Annotated in this window: 15 protein-coding genes and 1 riboswitch; of the genes, 6 read left to right on the top strand and 9 right to left on the bottom strand. The window is 44.6% G+C overall.

Translation table 11 applies throughout. From position 1 onward, the window contains the following. Positions 1 to 331 precede the first annotated feature (331 nt). The 3 genes from LN893_RS05700 (at position 332) to LN893_RS05690 (ending at position 7,437) form a co-directional block, all read left to right on the top strand. On the top strand, positions 332 to 5,218 hold the full coding sequence (locus LN893_RS05700; protein WP_229968838.1) for an Ig-like domain-containing protein: 4,887 nt from the start codon (positions 332 to 334) through the stop codon (positions 5,216 to 5,218). Positions 5,219 to 5,223: 5 nt separating this feature from the next. Next, on the top strand, positions 5,224 to 6,219 hold the full coding sequence (locus LN893_RS05695) for a PorP/SprF family type IX secretion system membrane protein (RefSeq protein WP_229968837.1): 996 nt from the start codon (positions 5,224 to 5,226) through the stop codon (positions 6,217 to 6,219). A 135-nt stretch (positions 6,220 to 6,354) separates the two neighbouring features. After that, the gene (locus LN893_RS05690) at positions 6,355 to 7,437 is read left to right on the top strand and encodes an OmpA family protein (RefSeq protein WP_229968836.1); all 1,083 of its coding nucleotides are present in this window, start codon (positions 6,355 to 6,357) and stop codon (positions 7,435 to 7,437) included. 230 nt (positions 7,438 to 7,667) lie between these two features. Here LN893_RS05690 and trpS read toward each other — a convergent pair whose 3' ends face one another. The 6 genes from trpS to LN893_RS05660 all read right to left on the bottom strand — a co-directional run bounded on the left by trpS (position 7,668) and on the right by LN893_RS05660 (position 13,199). Further along, positions 7,668 to 8,642, bottom strand: a complete 975-nt coding sequence (trpS, locus tag LN893_RS05685) for a tryptophan--tRNA ligase (protein ID WP_229968835.1) — start codon at positions 8,640 to 8,642, stop codon at positions 7,668 to 7,670. Between the two features lie 150 nt (positions 8,643 to 8,792). Continuing rightward, entirely contained in the window at positions 8,793 to 9,713 is a 921-nt protein-coding gene (locus LN893_RS05680) for an EamA family transporter (protein WP_229968834.1), read from the bottom strand. Between the two features lie 257 nt (positions 9,714 to 9,970). After that, the gene (locus tag LN893_RS05675) at positions 9,971 to 10,768 is read right to left on the bottom strand and encodes a queuosine precursor transporter (protein WP_229968833.1); all 798 of its coding nucleotides are present in this window, start codon (positions 10,766 to 10,768) and stop codon (positions 9,971 to 9,973) included. A gap of 118 nt (positions 10,769 to 10,886) precedes the next feature. Further along, positions 10,887 to 11,804: a ribonuclease Z gene (locus LN893_RS05670; protein ID WP_229968832.1), complete on the bottom strand. Its 918-nt coding sequence runs from the start codon at positions 11,802 to 11,804 to the stop codon at positions 10,887 to 10,889. Positions 11,805 to 11,819: 15 nt separating this feature from the next. After that, entirely contained in the window at positions 11,820 to 12,197 is a 378-nt protein-coding gene (locus tag LN893_RS05665; protein ID WP_229968831.1) for an STAS domain-containing protein, read from the bottom strand. A 54-nt stretch (positions 12,198 to 12,251) separates the two neighbouring features. After that, positions 12,252 to 13,199, bottom strand: coding sequence for a phosphoribosylaminoimidazolesuccinocarboxamide synthase (locus LN893_RS05660; RefSeq protein ID WP_229968830.1), 948 nt, complete (start codon positions 13,197 to 13,199; stop codon positions 12,252 to 12,254). A gap of 525 nt (positions 13,200 to 13,724) precedes the next feature. Beyond that, a riboswitch (SAM riboswitch) is annotated at positions 13,725 to 13,835 on the top strand. 295 nt (positions 13,836 to 14,130) lie between these two features. On the opposite strand from LN893_RS05660, the gene LN893_RS05655 reads away from it, so the two are divergent. The 3 genes from LN893_RS05655 to LN893_RS05645 all read left to right on the top strand — a co-directional run bounded on the left by LN893_RS05655 (position 14,131) and on the right by LN893_RS05645 (position 17,991). Further along, complete coding sequence (locus tag LN893_RS05655; RefSeq protein ID WP_229968829.1) at positions 14,131 to 15,429, top strand: O-acetylhomoserine aminocarboxypropyltransferase/cysteine synthase family protein; 1,299 nt, start codon at positions 14,131 to 14,133, stop codon at positions 15,427 to 15,429. A gap of 36 nt (positions 15,430 to 15,465) precedes the next feature. After that, positions 15,466 to 16,530 carry a homoserine O-acetyltransferase MetX gene (gene metX, locus LN893_RS05650; RefSeq protein WP_229968828.1) on the top strand — a complete coding sequence of 355 codons (1,065 nt, stop codon included), beginning with the start codon at positions 15,466 to 15,468 and terminating at the stop codon, positions 16,528 to 16,530. A 771-nt stretch (positions 16,531 to 17,301) separates the two neighbouring features. Further along, positions 17,302 to 17,991: a S8 family serine peptidase gene (locus LN893_RS05645; RefSeq protein WP_229968827.1), complete on the top strand. Its 690-nt coding sequence runs from the start codon at positions 17,302 to 17,304 to the stop codon at positions 17,989 to 17,991. Positions 17,992 to 18,067: 76 nt separating this feature from the next. On the opposite strand, the gene lysA is transcribed toward LN893_RS05645, so the two are convergent. The 3 genes from lysA to LN893_RS05630 form a co-directional block, all read right to left on the bottom strand. Continuing rightward, a complete protein-coding gene (gene lysA, locus LN893_RS05640; protein ID WP_229968826.1) occupies positions 18,068 to 19,240 on the bottom strand; it encodes a diaminopimelate decarboxylase in 1,173 nt (390 codons plus the stop codon). Further along, complete coding sequence (locus tag LN893_RS05635; protein ID WP_229968825.1) at positions 19,203 to 20,534, bottom strand: aspartate kinase; 1,332 nt, start codon at positions 20,532 to 20,534, stop codon at positions 19,203 to 19,205. Before LN893_RS05635 ends, lysA begins: the two co-directional genes overlap by 38 nt. A 144-nt stretch (positions 20,535 to 20,678) precedes the next feature. Next, positions 20,679 to 24,857, bottom strand: a complete 4,179-nt coding sequence (locus LN893_RS05630; RefSeq protein WP_229968824.1) for a T9SS type A sorting domain-containing protein — start codon at positions 24,855 to 24,857, stop codon at positions 20,679 to 20,681. Positions 24,858 to 25,219 lie beyond the last annotated feature (362 nt).

Raw genomic sequence — 25,219 nt, 5'->3', positions numbered from 1 at the left:
TGAAATTTAATTATTACAGTATTTCAAAACTTTTACCAACCAACCTTTTATGAAAACCTTTACACCTACCTCTTGTCAAAAGAGGGAAAGTACACGGCATGCCCTTTTCAAGTCGCACTTGAAGAGAATAGTTATACATGTTGGCTTGAAGAATTCAAACGTGGAGAATTTTCTCTCTGTTGTTAGAACTAGGCTCAACGTGAGTGCTCTTTTACTTTATTTAATATCCTGTCACTCTTATTCAATAGCTGGGGGTAAACAATTATTAGGGGTGAAGGCAGGTACAGTTCTAGTAAGAAGTTTATTCGTCAAGGTGTTCTTCTTTCTATTGATGACTTTTTCTATAGCTTTCAAGGTAGAAGCGCAGAAACCTGAAGTTGCAGCAATGTGGGATACGTATGCGCCTGCAAATAAAAGTTTCCCGAGTCCTGCAAATGCAAAAGCACCTGTCATTGGTTCGGCTAATCATAATTTCAAAGGATTGTCAACGACACCTGATACTCGTACAGTGTGGTTGGTAAACAACTCGTCCACTTCTTTAAATATTAACACAGCTCCGTATCTTTCTTTTATTTTAGATGATTTAAAATCTGCAATTAAATTTGATAGGTTTGTAGTACCTGGGTTGGCATTTGTTGGGGGTAATACGGTTAAAGCTCAACTACGCTGGAATAAAGACAATTATGCATCATCTTTAGGTGAGTTTACTGCAAATTCAGTAACTGGAAGTTATTACTTAACATCAGTAGATTTATCAAAATTAAATCCTGTTACTGGAAGCATTGAATTTCGTATTTATTACTATAATACGAACTGGAATGCTGCTGTTTATCATGTTAATGGTTGGTCCAACTATCAGTCCTTAGACAATACGCCTTCTTCTTATAGTGTGTCTAAATCTTTTACAGTTTGGTACACTCCAGATAACGCCGCCCCCACTGCTATAGCCCTATCTGCTACTTCTATTAACGAGAATGTATCAGTAGGAACAGTAGTAGGCGCATTCTCCACCACCGACCCTGACGCAGCTGATACCCATACCTATACTTTAGTAACAGGCGAGGGTTCTGCGGACAACGCAGCATTTGAAATTGCGGGGAACCAGCTGAAAACGAAGACCCTCCTAGATTACGAGATAAAGAACAGCTATAACATTCGCGTAAGAACAGATGACGGTAAAGGGGGTACATACGAGAAAGCATTCACCATTTTAGTGAATGATTTAGATGAAGTGGTACCAACAGTAGCTATAACCTCTAGCCAGTCTTCCCCAGTGAATCAAGGCTTCTCAGTTACCGTTACCTTTAGCGAAGAAATAGAAGCCTTCATACTGGGAAATATTACAGCGGTGAATGCTACTGTTACTAACCTGCAAACTGCAGATTACATAACTTACACTGCCAATGTTACCCCGACAGCAGACGGTGAAGTTAGCCTAGAGGTGAAAGCAGGAGCAGTGACAGATAAGGCAGGAAACCCTAACACGGCATCTAACCTTTTCCAGATTACTTACGATGCTACAGGCCCAGTCGTTAACTCTGTGGCAGTGCCTGCCAATGGAATTTACAAAGCTGGCCAGAACCTGGACTTCCTCATTACTTTCAATGAAACAGTTGCTGTAACAGGCACCCCGATGCTTGAACTTAATATTGGCGATACAAAACAGTTTGCCTCTTACGTTGGCGGAACAGGAACAAATATCTTGAAGTTTAGAATAGTTGTAGCAAACGGATTTATAGACAACAACGGCATTACCGTAGCTAACACCATCAGCTTACCAGCTGGTGTTACCTTAAAAGATGCAGTTGGAAACAATGCCCGACTGAGTTTAGATGTGATTCCAACTACCGTTGGGATATTAATAGATGCTGTTAACCCAACAGTAGTGGTGGCAAGCTCTGTAGCCAATTCGATTAATGCAGCATTTGAAACAACCTTTACATTTAAAGAAAATGTAACTGGTTTTACAGTAGAGGATATCTCTGTTGAAAATGGTGTAGCATCAGACTTTAAGAAGCTAAGCAATGCTGTCTTTACAGCTTTGATCACGCCTGTAGCAGAAGGCCTTGTGAAGGTAAGGTTAACTGAAAACAAAGCTTATGACGCTGCACAAAACGGTAACTTAGCCTCGAACGAAATAAGTAAACTTTATGATGCAACCAAACCAACCGTAGCATTGGCCTCCGATGCATCTGGTTTGGTAAAAGCTGCTTTTGAGATAAGCTTTACTTTCTCTGAAGCTGTTGTAGGTTTTGAAGTAGAGGATGTAACTGTAACGAACGGTACGGCCTCTAATTTCAAGACTGAAAGCAGTTCTAAATACACAGCCCTAGTTACACCATCCACTGACGGAGAAGTAACAGTAGAAGTAGTAGCAGATGTAACTCATGATGCCGCAGGAAACGGAAACGTAGCATCAACGACTTTCAAAACTGTTTATGACGTTACAGAACCTGTTATAGCGCAGGTAATTCTGCCAACTGAAAGAACATACAAGCTGGGAGAACAGCTGGACTTTAAATTTACCTTCAGCGAAAATGTAACTATAAGCTCAGAAGATTCAAAGCTGACCCTTTTGGTAGGTGAAAACAGCAGAGAGGCTGCATTCCAGTCTAAAACTGCTAATAGTGTTACCTATAGGTATACTGTGCAATCAGGTGACATGGATACAGATGGTGTGGCTTTGGGTACAATCGCCCTACATACTACTACCATTAAAGATGCAGTAGGGAATGAGGCTGATCTTGCTTTCACACCTGAAGGCGCTGCCGTATTAGTAGATGGAGTGGTGCCAACTATAGTAACAGTTAATGCTCCACAGGACAAGGTGTATAAAATCGGAGACAAGCTGAGCTTTGTGGTGAACTTCTCAGAAAAAGTAATAGTAACAGGAGAGTCCTATCTGACACTTTCAATGAGTGACAGGGCTGGAGCTATACGTTATGAAAGTGGTTCTGCTACGTCAGCACTTACCTTTGCCTATACGGTGCAAGCTGGTGACTTAGACATGGACGGTGTAGCGTTGGGTAACTTTATTACCTTGGTTACTAATGGCAGCATCCAAGACTTAGCGGGCAACAATGCTACCCTGTTACTGAACGGAGTGGCACCGCTGACAGGCGTCTTAATCGACGGCGTGGCACCGATAGTGGCTCAAGTGGCTGTTCCTGCTAACGGTTCATACAAAGCGGGGCAGAACCTGGACTTCATCGTGACCTTCTCTGAAGAAGTAGCGGTAACGGGTACTCCAGCCCTTACTTTAACGGTCGGTTCTACAGATAGGGACGTGGAATATGTGAGCGGCTCTGGTACTACTGATTTGCTCTTCCGCTATACCGTACAGGCTGGTGAACTCGACGCCAACGGAGTAGCCTTAGCAAATGCCATCACCCTGAATGGGGGCACCATTCGTGATGCTGCTGGTAACAATGTTTCCTTGACCCTGACCAATATCGGCAACACAGGTCAGATTTTGGTAGATGCAGTTGTGCCTTCAGTGGCTATAAGCTCAGAAGCTCCAGACCCGCTGAACGGTTCCTACTCCGTTACCCTCACTTTCTCTGAACCAGTTATTGGCTTAGAGGAAGCAGGTATCTCTGTGGAGAATGGTACCGCTACAGGTTTACTTTCATTAGATAACAAAGTTTTCACAGTAATCATAGTTTCAATTGCTGACGGCGAAGTGAAGGTAAGCGTGCCAGCTAATGTAGCGCATGATGTGGCCCAGAACGGCAATACAGCCTCTAATGTGTTCACCAGAGTGTATGATGCTACTAAGCCAACCGTGGCACTAACTACGCCAGCTGCTCAGGAAGTGAATGCACCGTTCACAGTGACTTTTACCTTCTCTGAAAACGTGAACAACTTCATTCAGGAGGATATCACGGTGGCTAACGGTCAGGCTTCTGCTTTCAGCCAAACCAGCCCTTCTGTTTACACGGCTCTCATTACCCCGACTGCTCAGGGTACGGTAATGGTTAGTGTGGCAGCTGACATGGCCGAGGATGCCGCCATGAATGGCAACGAGGCATCCTCCCAACTTATTCGCAGCTTTGATAGCGTCGCGCCGGCAGGATACGCGGTTTCCTTCGTGCAAAGCATGATTGACTTCGATAACCAGGACAATGCCACGTTGCGTGTTACAGGTGCCGAAGTGGGTGTATCCTATGCTTATACTATCACCAGTGCTACAGGCGGTACTGCCGTAACAGGATCTGGCACGGCAAGTGCAGAAGGGTTCGACTTGGCAGGCCTTGACCTGACTGGTTTGGAAGACGGGCAGCTGACGGTGGCCTTCCAACAAACCGATGCCGCTGGTAACCTAGGTGCAGATGCCACGGCAACGGTAGCCAAGTTTACCCGAAACATCACAGCCTTCACCACACTGGCAGTGGTTAAAGTTCCTATCAGAACTGAATTTGCCCAGGTGCCGTTGCCAACAACGGTAGAGGTAACATATTCTGATAATAACAAGGAGCTTATTGCAGTGACCTGGCATCAGGGTAACTACAACGGAATGCAGGCTAGCACCTACGAATTGATTGGTGACCTTACCCTAAGCCCTGGCACTACGAACCTAAACAATGTGGAAGCCAAGATTCAAGTAGAGGTAGAGCCAAACAAAGTACCTTCAGCTATTGCCCTTAGCAAAACGACCTTCAGCCCTAGCATTGCTGCGCTGGACGATTTGACGAGGCAGCCTGAGGCGATCGGTACGCTTACCACTACGGATGCCGACGACACCCAGCACACTTATGCTTTAGTGACGGGCGAGGGAAGTGCAGACAACAGCCTGTTTGAGATTGACGGTGACAAATTGTACCTCAAGTCTAATAGAGGTCTTTCTGGTAAGACGAGCTTCTCGATCAGGGTAAGAACAACAGATCCTTACCAGAACTCAATTGAGAAAGTGTTCAGCCTGAGCAAGGGCAACTACGACAAAGCGGTAGACCAACTCAAGATTGTGAACGCATTCTCGCCTAACGGCGACGGCACGAACGATACATGGACTGTGCCTGAGCTGAGGTTCTACAACAACGTGGAGATCGAGGTGTTTGACCGCTCTGGCGTAAGGCTGTTCCACACCACCGACCCTGAGTTCGGGTGGAACGGCGTAGGAAGAGACGGCAAGGTGTTGAAGGGAGCCTTCTTCTACTTCATCCAGGTGAAGGACATCAACCTGGTGAAGAAGGGTGTTGTGACAATTCTTAACAGATAATCAGAATGAAAAAGTTAATCATATTAGCAGTTTTAGCAGTTTCTGTTCTGGGCGTAAAGGCCCAGAGCAGAAAACATGTGGCCAATTTCTCGCTGTTCCAGCAGTACTTTAACCCCGCCCTCACGGGTTACGAGGGCTCTATGGCCAAATCTTTTTACCGCAACCAGTGGACAGGCTTCGAGGGGGCGCCCAACACCATTTTCGCCTCCGCCGAGCTTGACCTGGCGGACATGGCGGACTGGCGCAGCAGCGATGTACTGAGGACGGAGCGGCAGGACAGGTACGACAGGCATGCTGGGGCCAAGCACGCTTTCGGCATCGCGGTGCTGCACGACGTGTTCGGGCCTTTCAACGAGAGCCAGGTACAGCTAAGCTATGGCTCGCGCATCAGACTGTCAAAGAGTCTTAGTCTTCGCTGGGGCGGCGCGCTTGCCTACACGGCCATGCGCCTGGACGGCAACAAGCTGACAGTGGACCAGGAGAACGATGCGGAGTACCAGGACTTCCTGGGCAGGAGCAACCGCATGGGTAAGCTGGACGTGAATCTGGGGCTGATGCTGACTTCGGAGAACTACTACCTGGGCTACGCCATACAGGACATTACACAGGACGGTATAGTGGCTAGTGGCGACGATTTCGTGGAGGGTATGTTCCAGCGCCAGCACGTGGTGCAGGCGGGTTACCGCACGGCGCTGTCGGACCAGTTCGGACTGGTGGCCAACGCCATGTACCGCTCCGACGCGGCGGTGAAAGAGAGTATGGAGGGGCAGGTGAAGGCTGTTTACCAGAACAACTTCTGGGCAGGCGGCGGTTACCGTAAGGACCTGGCCTACAGCGTAACGGCGGGCGTGAGGCTGGACCAGCTGAAGATCGGCTATGTGTACGAGGTACCGTCAGGCGATGCCACTTACATCAGCAGGGGCACCAATGAGATCTCGATCACTTATAATCTGATCCCTGCCAAGCACCCGAAGTACAGCAGACAAGTAACCATGTGGTAACCTTAAGATAAAATGAAAAGAATAGTTTATACAGTGGCTTTCCTTCTCTCCACGGCAGCACTGGCGCAGGCCCAGACCGCTGTGAAGGAGACGAAGGAGCAGGTGACCGACCTGGTCGTGTTCGGCGGGGACCTGGTGATCTACACACAGAAAGAAGAGCAGGGGCAGTACCTCTACACCGAGCGCAGGGGCGCTTCGGGCACGGCCACCAAGGACGCTGCCCTAAACGCGGGTGTCATCAATGCGGTGATCGGCAGGAACGAGTCGGGGAGCGAGCTTTACGTGTACCAGAAGGTGTCGAGGAAGGACGAGCGGATCGCCGTCTTCACCCAGAAGAACGGCGCCTTCGAGAAGGTGGAGGAGCGTAGGCTTCCGAAAATGCGCAACAACTCCTACAACCTGGGCCTGTTCCTCTCAGAGGATAAAAGTAGGCTGTTCATCTCGGCTGAGCTGGGCAGGACCCGAGGCCGCGACGACATCTACCAGAGCAGGTGGGAGAACGGCAAGTGGAGCAAGCCAAAGAACATGGGCAAGGCGGTGAATACGCGTGAGGCAGAGTTCGCGCCGTTCGCCACGGCTGACTCCCTTTTCTTCTCAAGGCAGCGGGATACAGAGGCTTATGTATATGGTGTGCCGTTGGATGCCTCCAAAGCTGCGGCAGGAGAGCCTGTTATGCTCACATCCAATGTGAACCAGGATAAAGCTTTCAACGCCTACTACAGGAGGGACGGGGAGAAAGAGACCTGGCTATCTGTTTCTCAGCCGACCGCTACGGCCCAGGCCACTTACACGGCCTACGCCAGCGTTGCGGAATCAGTGCCTGCGGTGGTTGCGGCTCCAGCTCCAAATCCTACCCCAGCACCAGTGGCGGTGCAGGCACCTGCCCCAGTTGAGCCAACGCCAGTGAAGGCCGCGGCGGCAGACCTAGTGCTCAGCTACGGCTTCAACAGGGTATTTACGGAGGAGACAGACCTAAGGCAGCTGAACAAGCTGCTGGCCAGTCAGCCTAAAGGTGCCAAAATCAGTGTGAAGGGTTACTCAGATGCTTTCGGTACGGCTGAGGCCAAGCAGCGTGTGAGCCGCAAAAGAGCCGTATTTGTGAAATGGTATATCGACAACTATTTCTCTGGCAAAGGCTTTGAAGTTACACTTGAGAATGTGGTGGCAGAGGAGAAGGGGAGCGGACAGCGTAAGACGGAAATTACTGTTGCCAAGTAGCAAAACCTATAAATAAAAAGGGGCGGCACCTGAAACAGGTGCCGCCCCTTTTTATTTATAGGTTTTGGTTGTTCTGAGTAAAATAAATAAAAGCTAGTAAAATTTACAGCTTATGTGCTGCACTTTTATTTTCAACGGTTTAGACTTTCTTCATTTTAACTTTAGAAAAGACTTGGGGTAATCTAAACTCTGTTCACCTGGAAAGGACCCAAAGAGTAAAAATAAAGTACCTAGTACCCTAGCTTCTGTCGCACGCGTTGTAGAACAGGCAAGGCAATCGCTTTTGCTTTTTCGGCTCCTTCATGCAGCTTTCTGTCTACCTCAGCTAAGTTGTTCATGTAGTAGTTGAACAACTCACGCTCCTTTGCATACTTCTTAATAATCAATTCATACAGCGCCTGTTTTGCATGGCCATAACCGTAGCCACCTGCTATATAATTTTGGCGCATAGTAGCTATTTCCTCAGGTGAAGCTAACAAGCTGTAAAGCTTAAAGGTGGTGTCGCTGTCAGGGTCTTTGGGTTCCTCTAAAGCAGTGCTGTCCGTAACGATACCCATTATAGATTTTCGCAGGGGCTTATCAGCATCAAAAATATCAATGATGTTGCCGTACGACTTGCTCATTTTCTCGCCATTTACACCAGGAACCGTCATGACTGCCTCGTCTATTTTGGCTTCTGGTAGCACAAAGGTTTCACCGTATTGGTGGTTAAAGGAGCTTGCAATGTCGCGGGTAATTTCCAGGTGCTGTACTTGGTCTTTGCCTACAGGCACTATGTTGGCATCATACATTAAAATGTCAGCAGCCATTAGCACGGGGTAAGTAAACAGACCAGCATTCACGTCAGCAAGACCTCTTCTGGAAGATTTATCTTTAAAGGAATGTGCATTGGCCAGCATCGGAAAAGGAGCAAAGCAGTTTAAGTACCAGTTAAGTTCCGTTACCATTGGCACATCAGACTGACGGTAGAAAACATGCTTATCTGTGTCGAAGCCAAAGGCAAGCCAGGCAGCCGCTACAGAATAGGTGTTATGGCGTAGCACTTCCGCATCTCGTATGGTGGTGAGCGAGTGCATATCAGCTATAAAAAATAGAGACTCTTGCTCAGAAGTTCGGGAGAGTTCTATTGCAGGAATAATAGCACCTAAAAGGTTGCCTAAATGCGGTCGACCCGTACTTTGGATGCCAGTAAGAAAACGTGCCATAGGTAAGGTATGCTTTGTTGAGGTCGCAATTTAGCTAAAAAGCCTCTCTATGGAAACACCTGTTTTAAAATGGCTGCCGATATCAGCCGATCAGTGGCAGTATAAACTGAGATTGAAAGTGTTGCAGGAAATGAACGTAAAATTTTGTTTCTATTGCGTAGCTTCAGGAACTACTGTTTTGTTGGAGTTTCTTTTTCTGAGAGCACCAACATTAGACAAAATAATAGCAACCAGTATAACAGCCACTCCAAGCCATTGTATTGCAAGTACTTCTTCCTGAAGCACAATACTCGACATAAGCACAGCCACCGGAAGTTCGGCTGCACTAAGTATAGCACTTATTCCTAAACCAGCTTTCGGAGTGCCATACGCATAAAAGAGCGGAGGAATTACGGTCCCGAAAAGAGCTAGTACCAAACCCCATTTTAACAGGCCACTTGTAAGTGCTCCATTAACCAGAAAGGCTGGTGGGAAAACAGCTAAAATAAGCACACAGGCACCTGTCAATATAAGGGCACTTTTTGTTGTTGGGTGCATATGGTTACCTGCAGATCCGTTGATGGTTAAGAAAATAGTATAGGAGAAAGCTGCCAGCAACCCGAAAACAATACCTGTTACATTGAAATTGGAAACCTCACCTGAAAATAGCCTGCCAGCCAAACAGGTACCTAACAGCACCAGCGCCACCGTACCCACCTGCGATAGTTTCGGCAATCGACGTTTCATGACAGACTCTAACAAAAGGCTCATCCAGGTGAACTGCATGAGCAGCAGTATGGAGATAGAAGCGGGTATGAGCTGTACGCATTTGTAGTAGAAGATACTGACTAAGCCAGTACTGGTGCCCATGGCCGCTAGCTGTAGCTTTTCTTTTAAAGTTGAAGCGTAACGCTTTTTGCTCATCAAGTGGCGTAGCAACACAATTAGCCAAAGTATAACAAAGCCAAAAAACACCTGCGAACCCGTAACTTCACCTAAAGAAAAACCTTCTTTGTAGGCCAGCTTCACAAACGTAGATAATACCCCAAAGCTACAAGCTCCGAGAAAAACCAATACTATACCTCTGAACATGATTGTTCTGTTATGAGAATTTGAAAGAAAAGAGAATTGAAAAATCTGTAAGCATCGCTCATCCGATAGAGCGGATGGAGGCGCTACAGGTCGTGGAGTTCGTAACCTGTAATGAAAATCTGTATGTGTGCTAAATGTGCAGCCATAGCTTTTTGTAGGGCTGCAAAGGTACGAAATGTATTTAAATAATGACCTTGGGGTACACACTTTAGAATATGGCAAACTCAGTTTTTGAAGCAGGTATCAGCTATTAGGATTTACTCAGCTTTGCTTTCAGTGGCAGCTTCCTGCACTAACTGCTCCGCATTTTTCTCCCCTAAATAAGCATCAATTAAATAATGAGCTACATATAGCAGGGGAGTGAGCAGGATAGCGACAGCAAACTTATACATGTAGTTCATCAACGATACCGACAGTACCTGCTCCATTGTCCAGTTACCGAACAGAAAAAATGCTACAAACAAGACTACGAAACTGTCTACCAATTGTGATACAAGCGTAGAGCCAGTAGCTCGAAGCCATATTTTCTTGCTTCCTGTATACTTGCGGAGCCAGTGGAAAACAGTGGCATCTAAAAATTGGGCAACCAGAAATGCGATAACTGAACCTATGATAATACCCAGTCCCTGACGATAAACTGCGTTGAAAGCATAATCGATATTAAAAGAATTTCCCTGTTGATCAGTACTATTTACATCTATCCAAAATTGTGCGGGAGGCAAGCCTGTTGTAACGGTAATAACAAGAAAAGCATAAAGGATTAGTAGGACGGTTAAAACGCTAATCTTTTTAACTCCCTCTTTGCCGAAATACTCATTTATGATATCTGTTGTGATAAAAACGACTGGCCAAATAATAACTCCTGCCGTTAAATTGAAGTCTAGCTTAGAACCACCCAAAGGAATTTGAGCCCCAGGCAAGCCAAACACAGCCTCTCCCGAAAATATCTTGACACCTACAAGTTCGGCTAATAAAGCATTGGAAATAAAAATGCCGCTTAGCACCAGAAATAAAAAGGTGCGCTTTTTCTCTTGGCTAGAAGGAGTTGGGTTCATCAGTTAACGTATTGAGGTAGCAAGTTTAACGGAAGCTGAAGATAAAACCAAGTACCTACACCTATCTGGCTTTTATACTTCCAAACCCAACGCGAGCGCTAAGATTTTAAATAAAAAATTATTCAGGAATATTGAAAATGCTGCCTTCTACGGCTAGGTTAGTTTGTGGGAAAAGCTGCTGCGCCTCATCGAGTAGGGGAGTAAGGTCTTTGTACCTCACGGAAAAATGCCCGATAATAAGCTGTTTTACCTGTGCGGCTATGGCTAGTTCAGCAGCTTGGCGGGCAGTGCTATGGAAAGTGAAATCGGCACGTTCCTGGTGTTCGTCTGTAAAGGTAGCTTCGTGATATAGCAAGTCTACCTCTTGTAGGTAGGGCGCCAAGCTTGGCTTAAAGCGACTATCTGAGCAGTAGGCATAGCTTCGGCTGCGCTTCGGTTCCATCGTTACATCCTTATTCTGAACAACAACGTTACCTTTTTCATCTTTGATGTCTTCTCCCCACTTAAGGGCCACTAATTGCGGAGGGGTCAGAAAGTCAGGTAATTTTTCTTTTATGAGAGGGCGTGGTTTAGGCTTCTCCCGAAAAAGAAATCCGCAGCAGGGCACACGGTGCTCCATTGGAATGGTATGCACTGTTATCTGTTGGTCTTCAAAAACCTGCTGATAGCCAGTGGTATCCAATTCATGAAAGATCAGCTTGTAGCACAGATTTGTGCCAGAATACTTAAACTGTAAACTGAGAATTTCAGAAAGCCCAGGAGGACCGAAAAGCTGGAGGGGCAAGTGTCTGCCCTGTAGGTGCATGGAGGAAAGCAAGCCTGCTAAACCGAAATAGTGGTCGCCGTGCAGGTGGCTGATGTAGATGTTAGAAATGCGCTGATGCTTTATTTTGTAAAGCATCAGCTGCATTTGTGTTCCTTCACCACAGTCTATCAAGTGGTACTGGTTACCAATGGTAAGTACCTGTGCGGTGTGGTGTCTGTTTGCCGAGGGCGTGGCCGACGAACTACCCAATATCCTGAGTTCGAAATCCACTACCGGCTATGTGTGTTAGTCTTCTTTGTTTGTCAGGTCCTGCTCAATCTCGTGCAAAAAAACACGGTCAATCGCTTCTTCAACTGTAGGAAGAATATTCAGAACAGACTCAAGTTTTGATATAGTGATCAATTTCATCACGTGGTCCTGTAAACCAGTCAGGATTAAAAGACCGTTTGTAGAATTGCAAAGTCTGTTAGCTATCAAAATTGAGCTAAGGCCCGAAGAATCTGTATATTTAACTTCTGCTAAATCTAGAATCAAGTTGGTGATCCCTTCGGCATTCAACTTCACGAACTCTGACTTCAAATCTGGAGCTATTGAAGTGTCCAGTTTCTTTTCATCAATCGTGATAATTGTATAGTTTTCTTTCTTATCAATCGTGTACTTCATAGATCTACCTGTAAGGATTTATATGCGAATGTACCAAAATCTGCTTTAATATTTCTAATTTTTGGTGCTAAAAATGTTTTCTTTAACACTATTTTCTATACGATCTAGTGCTGCATTGTAGTTCATTTTGTGTAATTTCTGGCCCGTCACTACCTCAAAAAGCTCTATATAGCGTTCAGATATCTTGTTCACTATATCGTCTGTCATTTCAGGTACTGTTTGGCCTTCTTTACCCTGAAATCCGTTCTCGATGAGCCATTGCCTTACAAATTCTTTGGACAATTGCTTTTGAGTCTCTCCCTGCTGCTGGCGTTCGGCATAGCCTTCTTTGTAAAAATAGCGGGAAGAGTCTGGTGTATGGATTTCATCAATAAGATAAACCTGGCCATTGTACTTGCCAAATTCATACTTCGTATCTACCAGAATAAGGCCCTGTTGCTGCGCCAACTCTGTGCCGCGTGCAAATAAGGCGTGCGTATATTGCTCCAATTTAGCATAATCTTCCTCAGAAACAAGGCCTTTCGCTAAAATTTGCTCTTTAGAAATATCTTCGTCATGCCCTTCGTCAGCTTTGGTAGTTGGCGTAATTATTGGCCCTGGAAGCTTGTCGTTCTCGCGCAGGCCCTCTGGTAAACTAACGCCGCAAAGGGTGCGTTTGCCTGCCTTATACTCGCGCCATGCATGGCCAGCCAGGTAACCTCTTATCACCATTTCTACTTTAAAGGGCTCGCAACGGTAACCTACAGTTAGGTTAGGGTCTGGCGTGGCAAGCACCCAGTTTGGCACAATGTCGGAGGTGGCCTTTAAAAACAGGCTGGCGATCTGGTTTAGCACCTGCCCTTTGTAGGGTATGGCGCGTGGCAGTACTACATCAAAAGCGGATATACGGTCAGTGGCAACTACAGCGATCTTGTCTTCAAAAAAATAAACATCACGTACTTTGCCTCTATAAAAGCCAGTCTGATTGGCGAAGGAGAAATTGGTTTCTTTTATGGCCTCCATTAATTTTAGTGTTTTATAGGCAAGCAAAGGTAGTTATATTTTAGTGGACAAGAAACAAATCATTCATAGTTAAAATAAGGCGTTAGCATCCATTAGTAGCTGCTCAGAGCTTTTAAAAACATTTGTGTATACTTCTAGCTATATATAAGGTTTTATACTATTAGCCCTATAGTTTGCACATAAAATAGAATGTTAAGGGCAGTTCATTATATCGCTCAAGGGCGTATAGGAATGTTCCTTCTTATTTAAGGCAATATCCTAAAGTTGTATGCCACTACGACAGGGGCAGTTTTAAATTTGTGTTCTACTATGCTTGCTTTAAAGTTGTAGGGGGAGAGGTTATATAGATTTCGCACCTGTTAAAACATTATGTGTTCAGAATCAGTTAAACCGTTAGAAGATTAGTAGAAACATAATTAATGAGCATTTGAAGCTTTTAAAATGCTAAAGCAGCAGTGTTTATTTGGAAATTGAGTAATATTTTTCTATTATTGCATCGTCAAGTCAATTATCCCTTGGGAAATTGATTTATAAAGAAGAGTGGAGAGACAGGCTCTGTGAAGCTCTAGCAACCTAACCCAAACTGGTAAAGGTGCTAATTCCTGATTCTGGTAAAGTGCCAGAAGAATATAAATTGATACGACAATGAAAAAAGGGATCAAGCAAACACCACACTTTCTTACATTCTCGACGGCAGCCTACCTGCCTGAATTTTTCCTTGCCATCTTTTCTGGTATTGGCCTCATGCGAATGTGTCGTTACATGCCGCGCAGGAGCAACTTCAGCAATCGTATTTGTTAAATAGCCAAGCGCTTTACAATTACATGCTAGGCCGCTAAGGCAACAGGTTACGTCCTGTAGCTTATCCTCTTATCTTATCCGTTTCGGAACTCTAAAATCCAAATCTTAAACATATAACGTATACACAACTATGGCAAATACACAACGCTTCGAAACACTGCAGCTACATGCTGGCCAGGAGGTAGATCCAACAACAGGTTCTCGTGCGGTACCTATTTATCAGACGACTTCTTATGTGTTTAAAAATGCTGAGCATGGTGCGAATCTTTTTGCGCTGAAGGAGTTTGGTAACATCTATACCCGCATCATGAACCCTACCACCGATGTTTTTGAAAAGCGTGTGGCGGCTTTGGAAGGTGGTGTGGCAGCTGTAGCGGTTGGTTCTGGGCAGGCGGCGCAGTTTTTGGCGCTTACCAATATTCTGGAGGCAGGTGATAATTTTGTGTCTACAAGCAACCTGTATGGCGGTACGTATAACCAGTTTAAGGTTTTTTTTAAAAGAATAGGGATTGAGGCGCGTTTTGCAGAGAACGACGAGGTGGTGAGTTATGAAAAGCTGATTGATGAGAAAACGAAAGCCATTTATGTAGAGACTATCGGAAACCCGCGTTTTAACATACCTGATTTTGAAGCAGTGTCTGCGCTGGCAAAGAAATACGATATACCTTTGGTTGTAGATAATACCTTTGGAGCTGGCGGTTATCTGTTTCGCCCGCTGGAGCACGGTGCGAATGTGGTGGTAGAGTCTGCTACAAAGTGGATTGGTGGCCATGGCAACAGCATAGGCGGCGTTATTGTAGACGGTGGTAACTTTAACTGGGGCAATGGTAAGTTTCCGCAGTTCTCAGAGCCATCAGAGGGGTATCACGGTCTTGTTTTCTGGGATGTTTTCGGTGCTGACGGTCCATTCGGTAACATCGCTTTTGCCATTCGTGCCCGAGTAGAAGGCTTGAGGGATTTTGGTCCTGCCATCAGTCCCTTCAACTCTTTTCTGTTGCTGCAGGGGCTGGAGACGCTCTCTTTGCGAGTAGACAGAACCGTGCAAAATGCTTTGGAACTTGCAAAGTGGCTGGAGCAGCATGAGCAGGTAGAAAGTGTAAATTACCCTGGCCTAGAGTCGAGCAAATATCATGAGTTAGCTAAGAAGTACCTGAAGCGCGGCTTTGGCGGTGTACTTTCGTTTAAACTAAAAGGAGATAGAGCAACAGCAGAGAAGTTTGTGAACAGCCTGGAGTTGATCAGCCATCTAGCCAACGTGGGCGACGCGAAATCTCTTATTATACATCCTGCCTCTACCACGCACCAGCAGTTACCAGAAGAAGCTCAAGTTGCCGCAGGTGTTGATCCGGCGCAACTAAGGCTTTCAGCAGGTATAGAACATATAGAAGATATAAAAGCTGATTTAGAGCAAGCTTTTGCCAAGCTTTAACCAGCGAATTAAATTTCAAAGAATAAAAAGAAGCAAATGTCATTTACCCATACATACCATTATCCAAATCAGTTTACACTAGAGTCTGGTGAAACATTGCCTGAGTTTCAGCTGGCCTATACAACCTATGGTCGCCTGAACGAAGACCGCAGCAATGTAGTGTGGGTGTGCCATGCCCTTACAGGCAATTCAGACTTTGCCGATTGGTGGGATGGTTTGTTTGGGGAGGGCAAGGTTTATGACCCTGCCGAATGGTTTGTGATTTGCGCGAATAGCTTGGGTGGTTGCTATGGCTCTACTGGGCCACTTTCTGTTAACCCAGAAACACAGCAACCCTATTATCATTCTTTCCCGCAACTTACGAACCGCGATATTGTAGCAGCATTTGAACTGCTGCGCCAGGAGCTTGGCTTTGAGAAGGTACATACATTGCTGGGTGGTTCATTGGGAGGGCAACATGCGCTGGAGTGGGCAATTCTTAAGCCAAAGGTATTTGAGCGGCTGATTCATGTGGCCTCCAATGCAAGGCACTCTGCCTGGGGCATTGCTTTTAATGAGAGCCAGCGTATGGCCATTCGTGTAGACCCAACCTGGGCAACGGATACAGATACGGCAGGGCAGGAGGGGCTGAAAACAGCTAGAGCCATTGCCATGCTTTCTTACCGTCACTACAATTGTTATGAGTTATCGCAGCAGGAGCCAGGCAACAGTATTACGGATAATTTCAGAGCAGCTTCTTATCAAGTATACCAGGGAGAGAAACTAGCGAAACGGTTTAATGCTTATACCTACTGGGTGCTTTCTAAAGCCATGGATTCTCATAATGTTGGCAGAGATCGTGGTGGCATAGAGGCTGCTCTTAAAAGAGTGAAGGCAAAAGCTTTGTTTATAGGTGTAGATACAGATATTCTGTTTCCTGTGGAGGAACAACGTTTTATGCATGCACATGTGCAAGATTCCTCCATAGCTATAGTAAAATCTAACAGCGGACACGATGGCTTCTTGCTCGAAACGGGCCAACTGAGTAACATAATAGATTCCTTCTACAAGCAAGACTCAAAGGCTGTCGAAGCATTTGATTTTGAAAAACAAGCAGGTTGATAGGTTGTCGTGATCTTTATATGGAATTGGTGAAGAGCCTGTGATTGATCATCGGAAGCATATTGCTTAACAGGTGGTCTACATCATATAGCCGTTACTGAAAAAAGAGACTTAGAAATGATCTAAGTCTCTTTTTTGCTTTTAGCAAAGAGCTGAAGGAGGATTTGAAGAGTAGGTGGGGCAATAGCAATAGAAGCTACCTTCTTGGATTAACTCGTGTCATCAAAAACCTACAAGTTTAAATAGTGTCGTTCTGTTGAGTAACTTGTTTTGAGGAATATAAAATGTGGTTACTGGTAGAGCTCCTTTATCAACAAGAACCTTTTTGAAGACAAATTCAAACGTCACTTCCTTCTTAAAGCTTTGGCTACTACTGTCAACCTAAGCCTGATTCAGTTTTACTAAGCTATAAACCTTCATTGATATCTTATGAAGTACATGTGTTAAGGTTGTTTAGACTTATTTTATAACTTGGGATGATTGTTATTATGATTATTTTTGGATGTTAGGAGTTGTTAAAGTATTGTATTATATATTTATTTATATAAATATATATAGTAAATATTATATTGTACGAACTGTGTTAATGAGGTGAACTGGAGTTTAAACTAGATTATATTGTATAATTATATTTTTACACTGTAATATATTGGTAATTAAGCCATAAAATGTGAAAGTGTATTTTATTTTAAAAATATAATTAAAATCTGTAGCTGCGAGCTTCATCATGCCGTATAAATAGTATTTGTTGGTGATTATACTCGAACAGTAATGAAAAGAACGTCTACTATATACATAATCGGCTTTATACTTTCTGTAGCTTTTACGTCCTGCCAGTTAGATTCTGCTAGGCCAATTAGAAATGTGCGCTTTGATGGGAACCTGCTGAACAGGCTGCAGATAGCTCCTGATTCGTTATGTGCCTGTAACAACTATGACTTTGGGAAATCAGGCAAAAAGCTCGGAATGTTAAACCTGAACCAAATTCTGGTTGAGTTTGATAAAAACGTATCAGAGGAACAACGTAGTGAGATTGTGAAGGACTACAATTTCCTAAAGGGACTGTCGCATTCTGTGCAAACAAATTCGGCTACCTTGCATACGCTGCAGCTAAAAGAAGGCTTTAACTGTAACCAAGTAGAGTATATACTGTCTGTGTTGGAAGAAGATCCTGCCATACAATACAGTGCTCCTTATTTTATAGCTGGAGCCAATAGTTTGTCGAAAGAGGTTGGCTTAAGTAACGAGTTACTGGTTACGCTTGAAGAAGGCTTTGGACAGGCAGCGTTGGAAGAGTTCCTAAACACAGCAAAAGCAGAAATAGTAGATGCTTTAGGAAATAATACTTACCTGGTAAAGGTTAATAAGGGAGCAAATAAGAACGCTTTAGAAATGGCAAGTTTCTTAAGTGCCAGAAAAGGAATAGCGCATGCAGAACCAGACTTTGTTCTTCCTATGTAAATTATATACTATACTCCTAGTAAAAAAGAAGGCCTCACTGTACAGTGAGGCCTTCTTTTTTTGAATATGCAATTGGCTACAAATAAATAGCTTCTGCTTTTTTGCGTAGGTTGTACTGCGAAGCCATTACCTCTCCGTAAGCTCCAGCCGTTCTGATGGCAATTAGGTCGCCACGATTGGTTTCTGGTAGCATCACAGCTTTACCAAAACAGTCACTCGATTCACAGATAGGGCCTACCACATCGTAACGCACTTCTTCAGCACTGCTGGTCAAGTTCTCAATCTTGTGGTAAGACTGGTAAAGAGCTGGCCTGATCAGTTCCGTCATGCCTGCATCTAAGATGGCAAAATTGGTGTTGACGCCTTTCTTAATGTAAAGCACCTTTGATACAAGCGTACCACACTGGGCTACAAGCGCACGGCCAAGTTCAAAGTGTACCTGCTGTCCTGGGCGCAATTCCAGAAACTGATTGAAAAGGCTAAAATAAGCTTCAAAATCAGGAATCGGTTGCTGCTCTGGATGATAATAATCTACCCCAAGGCCACCACCTACATTAATATGCTCCAGCTCGATGTTATGAGACAGGAACCACTCCTGAAACTCATTTACGCGGGTACACAGGTTCTTGAAAACAGACAAATCCTGAATCTGAGAACCGATGTGAAAGTGAATTCCAATAAGCTTTATGTTCTCCAGCTTTTGCAGGAGCGACAAAACGCTTTCCAGTTCCCATGCATTAATGCCGAACTTGTTTTCTTCCAAACCCGTGGTAATATACTTGTGGGTATTGGCATTAACATTAGGATTGATGCGAAGCGCGATCTGAGCTACTTTGTTTTTATTTGCAGCCAGTTCGTTCAGTATCTCCAACTCGTGGCTGGATTCGCAGTTAAAGCAGAAAATGTCTTGGTCAAGCGCATAATTTATCTCTTCATCAGATTTTCCTACGCCTGCAAACACAACATCTTCAGGAGCAAAACCATTCTCGATGGCAGCTTTTACTTCGTTGCCACTTACGCAGTCTGCCCCAAAACCTACGGCACGTACCTCATCCAGCACAGGGCTGTTGGCGTTCGCCTTTAACGCATAGTGCACATGGAAATCATACTTGCTGGCTTCCTGTTGTGCTTTCTGCAGCGTTTGGCGGAGCAGGTCCAGGTTGTATAGGTAAAAGGGTGTCGGGTGCTGCTGTAGCTCTGTTATATTTTCTTTAAGCATTGGGTGAATTCCTTTCAAATATCCCTTCATTTAAGAGGGTCAGCGCTTTTACCTTGTCTTGGGTATCTATAAGCAAGCTGATGTTGTTTTTACTTCCGCCATACGATATCATGCGTAGCGGAATATCTGATAGTGACTGGAAGATTTTAGCACTTGTGCCGCTCTTATCGGCAATAGAATCGCCAACCACGCAAATAATTGTCTGGTTCTCGTCTACCTCAACCTGCCCAAACTCCATTAACTCCGAAACAATTTCGTTCAGGAACTTAGGGTTGTCGATGGTTAAAGACACGGCAACCTCAGAGGTAGTGATCATGTCGATAGGTGTTTTATACCTTTCGAACACTTCGAAAACACTGCGCAGGAAACCATAAGCCAGTAACATTCTGCCAGATTTTATTTTCACGGCAGTAATACCATCTTTGGCAGCAACGGCTTTCATGGCTCCACCCTCTGTTTCAGATGAAATAGTGGTGCCTTTTGCGTCAGGCTGCATGGTGTTGAGCAGCTTTACAGGTATGTTTTTATGTTTGGCAGGCAACACACTGCTTGGGTGCAGAATTTTGGCACCAAAGTAGGCAAGCTCAGCGGCCTCGTCAAAAGACAGTTCTGCAATAGGATACGTGTCTTTTACAATACGAGGATCGTTGTTGTGCATGCCGTCAATGTCGGTCCATATCTGTATTTCAGTGGCATCTACGGCAGCTCCTATAAGTGAGGCTGAATAGTCTGAACCACCGCGCTTCAGGTTATCGATCTCGCCGAAAGTATTGCGGCAAATGTAGCCCTGGGTGATAAACAGATTGGTGCCTGCATACTTGTCCAGCTCTTTTCTGATATGCTGGGCAATATACTCGGCATCTGGTTCCTCGTTCTCATCTATCTTCATGAAGTTAAGGGCAGGCAACAGCACAGAAGGAATTTGCTGCTCTTCCAGGAAAAACTGGAAAAGGGCAGTAGACAAAAGCTCTCCCTGTGCTAGCACAGCGCGTTCTTCATGTATCGTAAACAAGTCTAGAGTATAAGCACGAATTGATTCAAAGTGCTGGTCAATCAGTTCTCTTGCCTGTTTCTTTTTCTCGTCAGTTTTGTAGAGCTCTTCTACAACCTGTTTATATTTATCGTGTAGCGCATCAATCAGCGCATTTGCTTCCTTGTTCTTATTCTGGTACAGTGCTTCAGAAATTTGTACCAATGCATTTGTAGTGCCCGACATAGCAGACAGCACTACAATTTTAGGCTCTTCGCTCTGAATTAAATCAGATACCGCCTTCATACGCTCGGCCGACCCAACAGAGGTGCCACCGAATTTTAATATCTTCATTTATTTAATAAAATGAGGTTTAAGTATAGTGCAAAAGTAATAAAAACAAACCATCTCCTTAAACAAGTTCATCATATTCCTGCATCATAAAAAAAATGCCAGCACATGGCTGGCATTTTTTTTATGATTTGGTAAAACAAGAGGCTATTGTGTTCTAACAACCTTAACAGTAGCGTTTGTGTTTCCGCCCGTAATTTTGAGGACGTATACGCCTGCCCTGATCGATGCCAATTTTAAAGAAAACTCATTCAGGCCACTTTGTAGTTGTACAGGCTCTTGAAGAACTACTCTTCCCTGAAGGTCTATTATCTGAACAACAGCATCTGAGGTTTCAGCTGTAGTCATGGCGACGTTCAACTCTCCCTGAAATGGGTTAGGGTAAACCTGTAGCTGATCTTGCAGCGCATCACCTCTTCCATTAACTGAAATTACCTTACTGTATTCGTACTTGTCATCGGAATCAACCTGCTTCAGCCTATAATAAGCGGTAGAGGCAAGTGGTTGGCTGTCTGTGAAAACATACTTCATCTCTCTGTTGCTGTTGCCAGCACCTTTCACTGTGCCTATGCTCTCAAAGATTTTTCCATCTGTACTTCTTTCTACCTCAAACCGATCGTTGTTTTCTTCAGATGCAGTTAACCACTGTAGCTTAACCACTCCTTTGTTGACGGTGGCAGTAAAGTAAACCAATTCTACAGGTAGAGGTTGTACAGTAGGAGCATCTCCATAAATAACTAGTGTAACAGGTGAGCCAGTGGTTCTGTTTTGGGCATCTGTCGTTCTTACTGTAAAGGTATAAGTACCAGCCACAGGCTTACCGCCTGTTCTGACGGTGATATTTCCATTTGGCTGGAGTTGAGCCCAGGAAGGTAAGGTGCCGCTAAAAATCACTGCATTCGTAATACCTCCATCAGAATCTGTGGCAGTAGCTAATCTATCCCCATCTCTATACTCGGAGGCATATTTAGGAGGATTTACAATGTACTCAGCAGCACAGTTAACAGTAATCTTTACTGTGCTGCTGGAAGTAACAGGCGTTGACTGTCCACATTCGGTAGTGATGGTCCAGGTAAATGTATGTTCGCCCGAAGGTAAACCAGTTACAGTGCTTCTTGGGTTTGTAGGGTCCGTAATAGTACCTCCAGCAGGTCCGTCTGTTTTAGTCCAATAGCCGCTTCCTGGGGATGGTGCGTTGGCATCTAGTGTAACTGTGCCACATACTTCGCGAGCTGTGCCTGCATTAGCCTGTACAGGGGTAGAGGAAAGAGTGGCGGATACAGTAGTGTTTAGTCTGGCATTTGTAGCGCATCCTCCCGTCACTTCAACATAGAAAGATCTGGCACTTGTAATACCACCAGTATAGGTTGTTGTTCTGGAAACAACTGTACCTGTACCCGTAAAACTAGTGCCTACAGCTGTTCCGTTATTATCGCGAATGGTATAAGTATAACCATTATTGTATTCCGTGGCTACTCTTATAGTTACCTGATCACCAGTGCATGGAGTGGGTTTGTCTATCGTTACGGCCTGTCTTAAAGATGGTCCTTCTGCTACTGTTATAGTAACTGTTCGGTTACTTTCAGAAGTACAGCCTCCAGATGGTGTAATGCGAACTCCCAGCGTGGTGGTAGAATAAAGTGGAATACTGGTGCCTAACGTAATACTGGCTGGAGCAGTTGATGTTGCGGCTGTTACTGGTGAGCCAATGGCAGCTTTTGTATCGAAATTAATCAATTGGTATGTGTATCCTGCTGTAGGTCCCTCAAGTGTAATATTCGTAATCACCTGTGAGCATCCTGATGGCGTACTAGCAACTAAAGCGGTTGGTTGTGTTGGTGCAGGAGCTACCGTAACTGATAAGTTACCGCCTATGCCAGTCGTGGAGCATTCGCTCCCAACATCGACAGCTCTTACAGATAAGGTTGAGGTACTAGTGCTTAATACTCCTGAAGCTAAGGTAATGGGCCCTCCAGTGCCTAGAACAGAGGCACCTGTTGGAGTGCCATTGTTTATCAACCTATAAGCAACACCTTTCTCTGAACCAGATAGTATTACCGATACAGTATTGTTATAGCAAATAGAATTGCTTCCGTTAATAGAGGTAGTGAAGTTGCTGCTTGGAGGGCGGCACTGTACAATTGTTGTAATTGGTGCACTCGGACAACTACTAGTGTTGCTGCTAAAGGTGGCACTTATCGTAGCGCCTGTATATACTTCTGATGCCGCTATGCCGCTTAGTTCCCATGTTCCAGTTGACGTAGTGGTAACAGGTGGGAAAGGAGTGCCTGCAATGGTTACATTAACCTGGTATGTAGTGGTAGATGTACTGGCGGGGCCTGTGCCACGGATTGTGAAAAGCTGCTCTTCTGCCAACGGCTCTTGAATGGGGTTAATAGTAAAGGTGGAACCGCTCGGTATAGCTGTCGCCGCAGAGGAACTTACAAAATTAGAAAAAACACTAGTTGCTTTACCTGCAGTTTTTGCTCTGGCTGTAATAGGCACACCAGCAGCAATGCCGTTTCCATTATTCAGGGTAGATACATCTACCGACCATACACCGGTGCTGGCAACTATGCCTGTAAGACCTGTGCTAGTGCCATTGGTAAAAATAGTTATAACACTGCCTGGCTCTGGCGAAGTACCAGTTATTGTTTTAACAAAGCCACATTGTGCTATAGCATTAATAACAGGGGCTGGAGTTGTTGCTCTTATAGTAGCAAGGTTAGAGAGTGCTGAGAGTGAAGCTCCGCAGGATAAGGTTTCTTCAACCCTAAAATTTAATATATCCCCAACTGCAAGTGATAGACCCGTAGTGTTGATTGTCCAATTGGTGGAAGTTGGGCTTACCCTATAAGTTGTTTGGGTGCCATTTCTAAACAAAATTACACTCATACCCGCAGTATAGGATGATAAAATGCCGCTAATAGAAGTTAAACCAGCGGGTAATTCAGATAGTGTTTGGTAGGTTATACCTGTGCTGCCGATGGCATTTGTAACAGTAACTGTATTACTATTTGTTACCGCTGAGTTACCATTAGCATTGTAACACAATTGATTTGATCTTAACGATTCACATCCTATAGCAACGTCACTCGTATTTACTGGAGTTGTTGTAATTACATAAGTCCCACTTCTGGTAATGTCAACTGTGCCAGTTGTAGATGTCATACAAGTGGAGCTAGTTGTTGTGCCAGCTGCGCATAAGCTGGTTGGTAATGCTGTATTTGCGGTTGTTGTTGTAAAAACATAGGAGCCAGATTGAACATATGTATATATACCACTGGCTTCTACAGTAACATTATAAATAGTGATTCTTTGTCTTCCTATATAAGGGGTACTGCCTGTTAGGTACCTTGGGTTACCTGTTGATCGACCAGTTATAGTAGGTGAAGAGGTAGATATACAAACTGCAGGAGCTGTAACTGTTACTGCCGAAGAAGCTGTAGATATAATCTTATTAGTGGGCGTAACAGTAGCTGTAATTTGCTCGCCTGTTGCTAATAAGTTGCCAGCGATTGTCAACGACCAACTGCCAGTGGCGCTAACAGTTGTGGTGCCGATAGATGAACCATTGCGCAATACTGTAATGGTAGAGCCTGCTGCTTCAACAGAAGTACCTGTAATTGTGGTGCTCCCTGTAGTAACTGGCCCTGTTACGGTAGGTGCACGTGCTATAATTTTTCTGAACTCTCCACTTTGAAGCTGGTTAAGTGTGGTAGCTGGGAAACTATTGATTACATCAATCCAAGCTTTGTATGGATCTTGACCATAAGCAAGAAAATTGACACCGCCAACATCTGAAACAGTACCTGTTAATCCGCTTTGTGCGCTGGTTATAGTTATGCCTGACATACGCAGAGGCGTGTCAGCCGTGATACCTGGAAACGCAGACAAGGGAACGTAAAAATCATAGAAATAGTCAGGGTTATTACTCGCTGTAGATGCAGCCACAGCACGCTGTGAGAACTGGTTTACAGAACCAGACCAAATCTTAGGGCCACCGTTAACCACAGTTCGGTGGTCGTAAATAGATACGTCAAAGTTTGATGCAAAAACCACCTCAAACTCAAAACCAGGATTTTTAGTGGAAGATGGTGTTTGGCCTCTGGATGGATCGTAAAAGTCATTATTAGTGTCGATTAGAACACTATAGCCTTTAGAGGCTGTTGAAGCGCCTCCCAACCTGACACGAAACATAACATGTGTACCATTATAATAGGCAGCGATAGGGGAGCCTGTTGCGCCTGTATAGTCAGGTGGTGCAAGGTCTGTATGTCCACCGCTGGAGCCAGTTGTTAAATCTCCGAGTACTTCGTTAGTCAAGGCAGGAAAAGGCCGATAGGGTATTTCACTAAATCTTGGCCCTTCATCTCTTGTACTAGCGAACCCTGCAGGTGTGCGGGGCACAGATACATAACCATCACCATTAGGGTCTAGTACTGCCTGACCGCCGCTTGTTGCAGGACTATAAATAAGTCCAGGCGTTTGAGCAAGGATTTCTGTTGCATTACTAAATAGGAGAAATAATACGAATAGTAAAATATATCCTGAGTAGCTGTTTTGTTTTACCTATCTATTATTGTGTTGGATTAATTTAATCTATAAACAAACCTTGTTTAAAGTGCTTTTAAAGCTTTTAGTGCAATTTTTTTTGCTAAGGTAGTACTTATATATATCCTGAGTAG

The sequence above is a fragment of the Pontibacter harenae genome (genome assembly GCF_020907245.1).
Classification (GTDB): domain Bacteria; phylum Bacteroidota; class Bacteroidia; order Cytophagales; family Hymenobacteraceae; genus Pontibacter; species Pontibacter harenae.
The sequence above is the reverse complement of the archived record's forward strand: the minus strand, read 5'-3'. Positions and strand labels throughout refer to the sequence as shown.